General features: G+C 70.2%; 6 protein-coding genes. 3 read left to right on the top strand and 3 right to left on the bottom strand.

The window, feature by feature from the left end; all coding sequences use genetic code 11:
• On the bottom strand, positions 1–1,013 hold a 1,013-nt coding region (gmd, locus tag ACFWEP_RS27455), incomplete at its 3' end, for a GDP-mannose 4,6-dehydratase (protein WP_387373873.1).
• 116 nt (positions 1,014–1,129) lie between these two features.
• On the opposite strand from gmd, the gene ACFWEP_RS27450 reads away from it, so the two are divergent.
• Entirely contained in the window at positions 1,130–2,113 is a 984-nt protein-coding gene (locus ACFWEP_RS27450) for a GDP-L-fucose synthase family protein (RefSeq protein ID WP_387373871.1), read from the top strand.
• Between the two features lie 94 nt (positions 2,114–2,207).
• On the opposite strand, the gene ACFWEP_RS27445 is transcribed toward ACFWEP_RS27450, so the two are convergent.
• A complete protein-coding gene (locus ACFWEP_RS27445; protein WP_387373869.1) occupies positions 2,208–3,761 on the bottom strand; it encodes an exopolysaccharide biosynthesis polyprenyl glycosylphosphotransferase in 1,554 nt (517 codons plus the stop codon).
• A gap of 811 nt (positions 3,762–4,572) precedes the next feature.
• Between ACFWEP_RS27445 and ACFWEP_RS27440 the strand changes: the two genes are divergently transcribed.
• Together ACFWEP_RS27440 and ACFWEP_RS27435 are read left to right on the top strand one after the other, a co-directional pair.
• Positions 4,573–5,664, top strand: a complete 1,092-nt coding sequence (locus tag ACFWEP_RS27440; protein ID WP_387373867.1) for an endo-1,4-beta-xylanase — start codon at positions 4,573–4,575, stop codon at positions 5,662–5,664.
• A 194-nt stretch (positions 5,665–5,858) separates the two neighbouring features.
• On the top strand, positions 5,859–7,280 hold the full coding sequence (locus ACFWEP_RS27435) for an endo-1,4-beta-xylanase (RefSeq protein ID WP_387373866.1): 1,422 nt from the start codon (positions 5,859–5,861) through the stop codon (positions 7,278–7,280).
• A 157-nt stretch (positions 7,281–7,437) separates the two neighbouring features.
• On the opposite strand, the gene ACFWEP_RS27430 is transcribed toward ACFWEP_RS27435, so the two are convergent.
• A complete protein-coding gene (locus tag ACFWEP_RS27430) occupies positions 7,438–8,058 on the bottom strand; it encodes a DUF4328 domain-containing protein (RefSeq protein ID WP_387373864.1) in 621 nt (206 codons plus the stop codon).
• Positions 8,059–8,156: the final 98 nt, after the last annotated feature.

The raw sequence follows: 8,156 nt of genomic DNA, 5'->3' as shown, positions 1-8,156 counted from the left end.
CATCGGTCCACCCGCACGGCCGCGCCGCTGAGCTGCGCCTCCAGCAGCCGGACGTCCGCGTCGACCATGATGCGCGCCAGCTCCATCGACCGCACCTGCGGCTTCCAGCCGAGCAGCTCCTCCGCCTTGGAGGCGTCACCGATCAACGCGTCCACCTCGCTGGGTCGTTCGTACTTGGGGTCGTACCGCACGTGCTCGCGCCAGTCCAGACCGGCATGGGCGAAGGAGTGCTCCAGGAACTGCCGGACGCTGACCCCCTCGCCGGTCGCCACCACGTAGTCGTCGGGGGTGTCGCGCTGGAGCATCCGCCACATCGCGTCCACGTACTCGGGGGCGTAACCCCAGTCACGCACCGCGTCCAGATTCCCCAGGTGCAGCCGGTCCTGGAGTCCCGCCTTGATGCGGGCCACACCCCGGGTGATCTTCCGGGTCACGAAGGTCTCGCCCCGGCGCGGGGACTCGTGGTTGAAGAGGATGCCGTTCACCGCGAACATGCCATAGGCCTCACGGTAGTTGACCGTGGCCCAGTACGCGTACACCTTGGCCACGCTGTACGGGCTGCGCGGATGGAACGGCGTCGCCTCGTTCTGCGGGGGCGGGGTGGAGCCGAACATCTCGGAGGACGAAGCCTGGTAGACGCGGGTGTCGATGCCACTGGCGCGCACCGCCTCCAGCAGCCTGATCGAGCCGAGGCCGGTGACGTCACCGGTGTAGAGCGGCGCGTCGAAGGAGACCCGGACGTGCGACTGGGCGCCGAGGTTGTAGACCTCGTCGGGCTGGATCTCGCGCAGCAGGTTCACCAGGGCCACACCGTCCGCGAGATCCGCGTGGTGCAGCACGAAGGAACGCTCCGCCTCCTCGGGCCCCTGGTAAATGTGGTCGATGCGCTCGGTGTTGAAACTCGACGATCGGCGTATGAGTCCGTGGACCGTGTACCCCTTGTCGAGCAGCAGCTCGGACAGGTACGAGCCGTCCTGCCCCGTCACGCCGGTGATGAGTGCGGTCTTGGCCATGACTCCCCCCTTCTGTGGTCGCCTGAACGGCGTTGTGTTACCCCGGAATTGCATGACATGAGCGGTTTGCGGTGAAAAGGTCACAGTGTCGCGCGTCCGCTGGCACAATCCGAGCCATGACGACTGATCTCCCCGGCGCTTCCCAGGAATCCGATCGCCCTCTACTTCCCCCCGGTGCACGCGTCTTCGTGGCGGGTCACCGCGGTCTGGTCGGTTCGGCGGTGGTCCGCCGCCTGACCGCGGACGGCTACGAGGTGCTCACCCGCGGCCGCGACCTCCTCGACCTGCGCGACGGTGCGCGGACCGAGGCGTATCTGCGGGACGTCCGGCCGGACGCCGTCGTCCTGGCCGCCGCCAAGGTGGGCGGGATCATGGCGAACAGCACCTGGCCGGTGCAGTTCCTGGAGGACAACCTCCGCATCCAGCTGAGCGTGATCGCCGGCACCCACGCGGCCGGCACGAAGAGGCTCCTGTTCCTCGGATCCTCCTGCATCTACCCCAAGCACGCCCCCCAGCCGATCAGCGAGAGCGCGCTCCTCACCGGCCCGCTGGAGCCGACCAACGAGGCGTACGCGCTGGCCAAGATCGCCGGAATCGCGCAGGTCCAGTCGTACCGCAGGCAGTACGGCGCCTCGTACGTCAGCGCCATGCCGACCAATCTCTACGGCCCCGGAGACAACTTCGACCTGGCCACCTCGCACGTCCTGCCCGCGTTCGTCCGTCGTTTCCACGAGGCGGAGCGCGACGGAGCACCCTCCGTCACCCTGTGGGGTTCCGGCACCCCCCGCCGGGAGTTCCTGCACGTCGACGACCTGGCCGCGGCCTGCGCCCTGCTGCTGACCTCGTACGACGGTGACGAGCCGGTCAACGTCGGGTGCGGGGACGACCTGACCATCCGCGAACTCGCCGAGACGGTGGCTGAGGTGATCGGGTATCAGGGAAGGATCGAGTGGGATGCCTCTAAGCCGGACGGCACCCCGCGCAAGCTGCTGGACGTGGAGCGCCTGACGGCTCTCGGCTTCGCACCCAAGATCTCGCTCAGGGACGGGATCGCCGGGACCTACGCCTGGTGGCGCGACCGGGACCCGGCCCAGGGCTGAGCCGGGCGGCCCGGGTCGACCGGACTGCCCGGGTGACCCGGTTCCCCGCCGGGTGCGGGGCACCCGGAGTGCTCCCATCGTCTCCACCGGCCCCTCAGTAGGCGCCGCGGCCGTCGGTGACGGCGCGCACCGTACGGGCCAGCAGGTTCATGTCGGTGGAGACCGACCAGTTGTCGACGTACCAGAGGTCCAGGGAGACCGATTCCTCCCAGGAGAGGTCGGACCGGCCGCTGACCTGCCAGAGGCCGGTCAGCCCCGGTTTCACCGCGAGCCGTCTCCGCTCGCGGTCGTCGTACTCCGCCGCCTCCTCGGGAAGGGGAGGGCGAGGGCCCACCAGGGACATGTCACCTCGCAACACATTGAGAAGTTGCGGGAGTTCATCGATCGAGGTACGTCGCAGAGCTCTTCCGATCCCGGTCACCCGGGGGTCGTGACGCATCTTGAACAACGGCCCGGCCCCCTCGTTGGCGGTGGTCAGCTCGGCCTTCCGGGACTCGGCGTCCACCACCATCGTCCGGAACTTCCACATGGTGAACGGCCGGTCGTGCCGTCCGTGCCGGACCTGCCGGTGGAAGACGGGGCCCCGGGAGGAGAGCCGTACACCCAGCGCCACCGCCAGCAGCAGGGGCGCCAGCAGCGCCAGCCCGGCCAGTGCGCCCGACCGGTCCAGCACCGACTTCAGTGCCGCCTGCGGGCCCCGCCGCAGGGGCGGGGTGATGTGCAGCAGGGTCATCCCCGCGACCGAGGCCGGCCGCACCCGGGCGGTGGTGATCCCGGTCAGCGCGGAGAGCACGCAGAGCGCGATGCCGCCGTCCTGCAGCCCCCAGCCGAGTCGGCGCAGCCGGTCTCCGCAGAGCAGGGGCCCGGGCGCGACGAGGACCAGGTCCACGTCGTACGCGTACGCCCCGGCGAGCACGGTGGAGACGTCGTCGTCGGTGCCGTCGGCCCCGAGGCGCCCGGTCAGGGGCACCTGGTGATCCGGCTCCGCCGCCCCCACGGGGACGGCCGCGACGACGGCGTACCCCTCCCGCTGCGCGCGGGAGCCGAGAGCGCCGGCCACGGTGTCCACGCCGGAAGCCTCGCCGACGACGAGGACCCGCAGGACCGGACGGCGGTGCGTGGCGCGGGCTCGCCGCCGGACCACCGAGGTCACCGCGGCCGTCACCGCGCCGCCGGGCGCCGCGGCCACCAGGGCGACCGTCGGATCGACGGTGTCGCCGGCGACGGCCCAGGCGACGGCGAGCAGGCCGACGAAGACCAGCCAGTCCCCGAGGACTCCCACCGCTCCGGTGGCGCTCCGCTGCGGTCCGGCCGTCCAGCGCCCGCGCACGGCCCGTACCCCGGCCCATACGAGGGCCGCGACGACCGCGGTGGGCAGGGCCACCGGCTGCCCCCGCGAGGACAGGACGGCCCAGGCGGGAACGGCCATGCCGACGGTCTCGGTCAGGCCCGCCAGGGACGTTCCCCGGCGGGCCGTCCGCCGGCCGGGCAGTAGGTGATCGGTCAGGTCGCGCTGTGCGGTAGGGGCCCTCCAGAGCTGCTCCAGGGCCGTCGCGCGGTTCCGGGGTGCCGTGGAACGAGGGCGTGGCAGACGCCGTAGTCCCACGGGCCCGGATATGTCGGAGTCGGGTGTTTCGACATGCCCCATGAACCCCCCAGTCACAGTTGCATCCCCGAACGCGGCGCATCCGTCGGTCCCCGGGACCGGCGGATGCGCCATCGCTCGGTGCACGATATCCACACACGTGCCATTTCGCTGGGGTTCACGTGAAGTTCAGACACATCGGAGGCTTCCGCCGCGATCTCGGTCCAATCGTCAACTCTGTTTTCGCAGAGCCCTGTTGTGGCAGGTGTGCCGGGAGGGACGAGTCGGCCGCAGGGCCGACCTGGTCTAACGTGCATAAATCGAACTCTCGCGGTTCGTAGTGCACTTGTGGATCTGGGTGCTGCAAGTCCGCCTGTAGTTGCGGAAGTTAGACACATCACAAAGAGGTTTGACTCGGTGGTCCATGGTGGGCGGGTGTGATGCGGCTCGGCCCGCCGGTGCGGCCCGGCGGTGTGCTCCGCCGGTGCGAGGGTCGCCAGGCATGGGGCTCCGGGGCGTGTCGTCGGCGTGCGCGAGGGGTGTCCGGATTCCGGGGCGCGGCGTCGTCGAATCCCGCATGTTCGATGGGGATATCTCGAACGAAAATGTTTCGTTTGTGACGCGCCATTGTTTCGGCGGCAATTCATGCCGCAGGATCTGTCTCAGCGCCGACGAACGGCTCAGGGCACCACTCGCAGGGGTGTTATGTGCCTGAATCGTCAAGTAAGTCCAGGCCATCGCTCCCTCGCTGACCAGGTGAAGGAGTGGAGCGCCACCAGTCTTTTACCGAGAGAGTTTCGGAAGGGCGGGGGGTGAAGCCAGAGCTCCGGTCGGTGCGACGCGCCCCAGTCCCACCCTTATGAGGAGTTGCACCATGCTGTCCAGACGACTCGCCCTCGCCGTCGCCACGGGTGCCGTGGCCGCGCTGACCCTCGGCGCCGCCGCCCAGGCGGCCCCCGCCCGGCACGCCGGGCACGAGGCGACGCTGCGTACCCTCGCCGAGCGTCCGGACCTGCTCATCGGGACGGCCGTCGACACGAGCGCGCTGGCCGCCGACGCACCCTATCGGGCCGACGTGGCTTCCGAGTTCAGCTCGGTGACCGCCGAGAACGTCATGAAGTGGGAGGTCGTGGAGCCCGCCCGCGGTACCTACGACTGGTCGCAGGCGGACCGGTTGGTCAAGTTCGCCAAGAAGAACAGCCAGGAGGTGCGCGGTCACACGCTGGTCTGGCACAACCAGCTTCCGGCCTGGCTCACTTCGGGCGTCGCGGACGGCTCGATCGACGCCAACGCGCTCCGGGGCATCCTGCGCAAGCACATCACCGACGAGGTCCGCCACTTCAAGGGCGAGATCTACCAGTGGGACGTCGTCAACGAGGTCTTCGACGAGGACGGCACCTACCGGGACTCCCTGTGGCTGCAGAAACTCGGGCCGTCCTACATCGCCGATGCCTTCAAGTGGGCCCACGCGGCCGACCCGAAGGCGAAGCTCTTCATGAACGACTACAACGTCGAGGGTGTCAACGCCAAGTCCACCGCCTACTACGACCTGGCCAAGAAGCTCCGCGCGCAGGGCGTACCGGTCCAGGGTCTGGGCATCCAGGGCCACTTGGACATCCAGTACGGCTTCCCGGGTGACGTCGGCGACAACCTCGCCCGCTTCGACGCCCTCGGTCTGCAGACCGCGTTCACCGAGATCGACGTGCGGATGACGCTGCCGGCGGACGACACTAAGCGGGCCCGCCAGGCCCAGGACTACCGCAGGCTGCTCGACGCCTGCGTCGCCGTCAAGGGCTGCAAGTCCTTCACGGTCTGGGGCTTCAGCGACAAGTACTCCTGGGTGCCGGGCACGTTCTCCGGTCAGGGTGCCGCGAACATCATGGACGAGAACTACGTGCGCAAGCCCGCGTACACGGCGCTCGCCGACGGCCTCCGCGCCGCCGCGCGCCGCACTGGCCGGCACTGACCCGGCCGGCCGGGCGGTGCCCCGTGGCCGGGACGACCGCGCGTCGTCCCGGCCGCGGGCGGAGCGCGGCACCCCGTGACCGGCCGGCCCCATGTTTGGCATGCGCATGGCGAGCAAGGCCGCGTGCCTCCGATTGTGGCCGTCCCCACGGCGGTCAGTTCCTTCTTGTCCGACCACGGAAGAGAGAAGCAGTCATGACCATCAACGTGTCCGACGCGGGCGGGCGACACCGCTCCCCGTTCCGCGTCTTCGCCCGCAGGGCCCTCGCCCTGGGCGGGGCGGGCCTCGTCTCCTTCACCGGAGTCGTCGCGCTCTCCGGCAGTGCGCAGGCCGCCGGAAGCACCCTCGGCGCCGCGGCCGCCGGCTCGGGCCGCTACTTCGGTACGGCCGTGGCGGCCAACCACCTCGGCGAATCGGGGTACGCGGCCACGCTCGACACCGAGTTCAACGCGGTGACGCCGGAGAACGAGATGAAGTGGGACGCCGTCGAGGGCACCCGCAACACCTTCAACTTCTCCAGCGCCGACCAGATCGTCAGTCACGCCCAGAGCAAGAACATGAAGGTCCGGGGCCACACGCTGGTCTGGCACTCCCAGTTGCCGAGCTGGGTGAGCGGCCTCGCCGCCACCGACCTGCGCACCGCGATGAACAACCACATCACCCAGGTGATGACCCACTACAAGGGCAAGATCTACGCCTGGGACGTGGTCAACGAGGCGTTCCAGGACGGCAGCAGCGGCGCGCGGCGGTCCTCGCCCTTCCAGGACAAGCTGGGCAACGGCTTCATCGAGGAGGCGTTCACGACCGCCCGCAGCGTCGATCCCGCCGCGAAGCTCTGCTACAACGACTACAACACCGACGGCGTGAACGCGAAGTCCACCGCCGTCTACAACATGGTGAAGGACTTCAAGGCACGGGGCGTCCCGATCGACTGCGTGGGCTTCCAGAGCCACTTCAACAGCAACTCGCCCGTCCCGTCGGACTACCAGGCCAACCTCCAGCGCTTCGCCGACCTCGGCGTCGACGTGCAGATCACCGAACTGGACATCGAGGGCTCCGGCAGCGCCCAGGCCACCAACTACGGCAACGTCGTCAAGGCCTGCCTCGCCGTGACCCGCTGCACCGGGCTGACCGTCTGGGGCATCCCGGACAAGTACTCGTGGCGGGCCAGCGGCACCCCGCTGCTCTTCGACGACAACTACGGCAAGAAGGCCGCCTACACCGCGGTCCTGACGGCCCTCGGCGGGAGCTCCTCCGGCGGCGGCACCGACCCCGGCACGGGCGGCGGCACCGACCCCGGCACCGGCACCAAGACCTGCACCGCCACCTACACGGCGACGCAGACCTGGCAGGGCGGCTTCAACGGCCAGGTGACCATCAAGGCGGGCTCCGCCGCGATCACCGGCTGGAGCGTCAAGGTCACCCTCGGCGCCAACCAGACGACCACCGGGGTCTGGAACGGCACGACCGCCTGGGACAGCACGGGCAAGGTCATGACGATCACGCCGAGCTACAACGGCAGCCTGGCGGCCGGAGCTTCGACCAGCTTCGGCTTCACCGTGCAGGCGAACGGCAACACCGCCGCCCCCACCGTGAGCGTCTGCACCGCCTCCTGAGCACCGCCCCGCGTACGTCCCCGTACCGGCCGTGAGGCCCGCGCACGGATGCCCGGTCGCCCGTTCCAGAGGGGGGCGACCGGGCATCTTCGCGTGGGCGGCCGGGTGGTGTCCGGCCGTGCTCCGCCGGACACCGCCCGGGGCTACGGCCCCGCCGTCAGGCGGCGGGGAACGCAGCGGGAGGCAGGGCACCCGGGCCGGCGACGGTCGCGGCCTCCACGTCGGCCGTGATCAGCCGGATCACCAGGATCGCCGCCACCGCTGCGAGCACGCCGACCACCATGTCGTACGGGGTGGACCCGCCTCCCGGCGTCGTCGTCCCGTCCACTGCCAGCGAGCCGGCCGTCTTGGCGACGAAGGCGGCCCACCACCAGAGAATCAGCGCGGTGCCGCGTGACGACCCGCTCGCGTTCCGGATGTCCAGGGCCGCCCGGACCGGTATCCACCACAGCACGGGGAGGAAGAAACCCCCCGTTGTGAGCCTCTCGGTGTACCGCTGCGACCCGGGGGCGAGGAGCTCGGCGTTCGCCCGGCAGGCGAGGAACCAGACGAGGAACGCGACCGCGGACCCCACCAGCAGCAGCGCCGACACCGGGGCGAGTGCGGCGGCGAGCCCCGATCGGGACCCGCCGGCCGCCGCGATGCTCAGCTGCACCACGGTCTGCCCGGCGATCAGCGCCTGTGTGGCCGTCGCAGGCCCCCGTGTCGCACGGAACGCCGTGCCCGGCGTACGGTTTCCGGGCCCGTCCGTGTCGCCCCTGCCGTTCGTACCGCTCATGGTGGCCTCCGGCGCACAGCCCCGCGGTGCTGCCGCGGCGGACCGGACGCCCACCAGTGAATCGATCATGAACAAAAGAGGTCGCCGCAGCCCCCGGA

It is taken from the genome of Streptomyces sp. NPDC060198, from assembly GCF_042728415.1.
GTDB lineage: Bacteria > Actinomycetota > Actinomycetes > Streptomycetales > Streptomycetaceae > Streptomyces.
This window is presented reverse-complemented; position numbering and strand designations above follow the sequence as displayed.

Bases quoted from the DNA above. Each gene is read 5' to 3' on its own strand.
- ACFWEP_RS27440 (WP_387373867.1), top strand. From the start codon at position 4,573: ATGCTGTCCAGACGACTCGCCCTCGCCGTCGCCACGGGTGCCGTGGCC.
- ACFWEP_RS27450 (WP_387373871.1), top strand. From the start codon at position 1,130: ATGACGACTGATCTCCCCGGCGCTTCCCAGGAATCCGATCGCCCTCTA.
- ACFWEP_RS27445 (WP_387373869.1), bottom strand. From the start codon at position 3,761: ATGGGGCATGTCGAAACACCCGACTCCGACATATCCGGGCCCGTGGGA.
- ACFWEP_RS27435 (WP_387373866.1), top strand. From the start codon at position 5,859: ATGACCATCAACGTGTCCGACGCGGGCGGGCGACACCGCTCCCCGTTC.
- ACFWEP_RS27430 (WP_387373864.1), bottom strand. From the start codon at position 8,058: ATGAGCGGTACGAACGGCAGGGGCGACACGGACGGGCCCGGAAACCGT.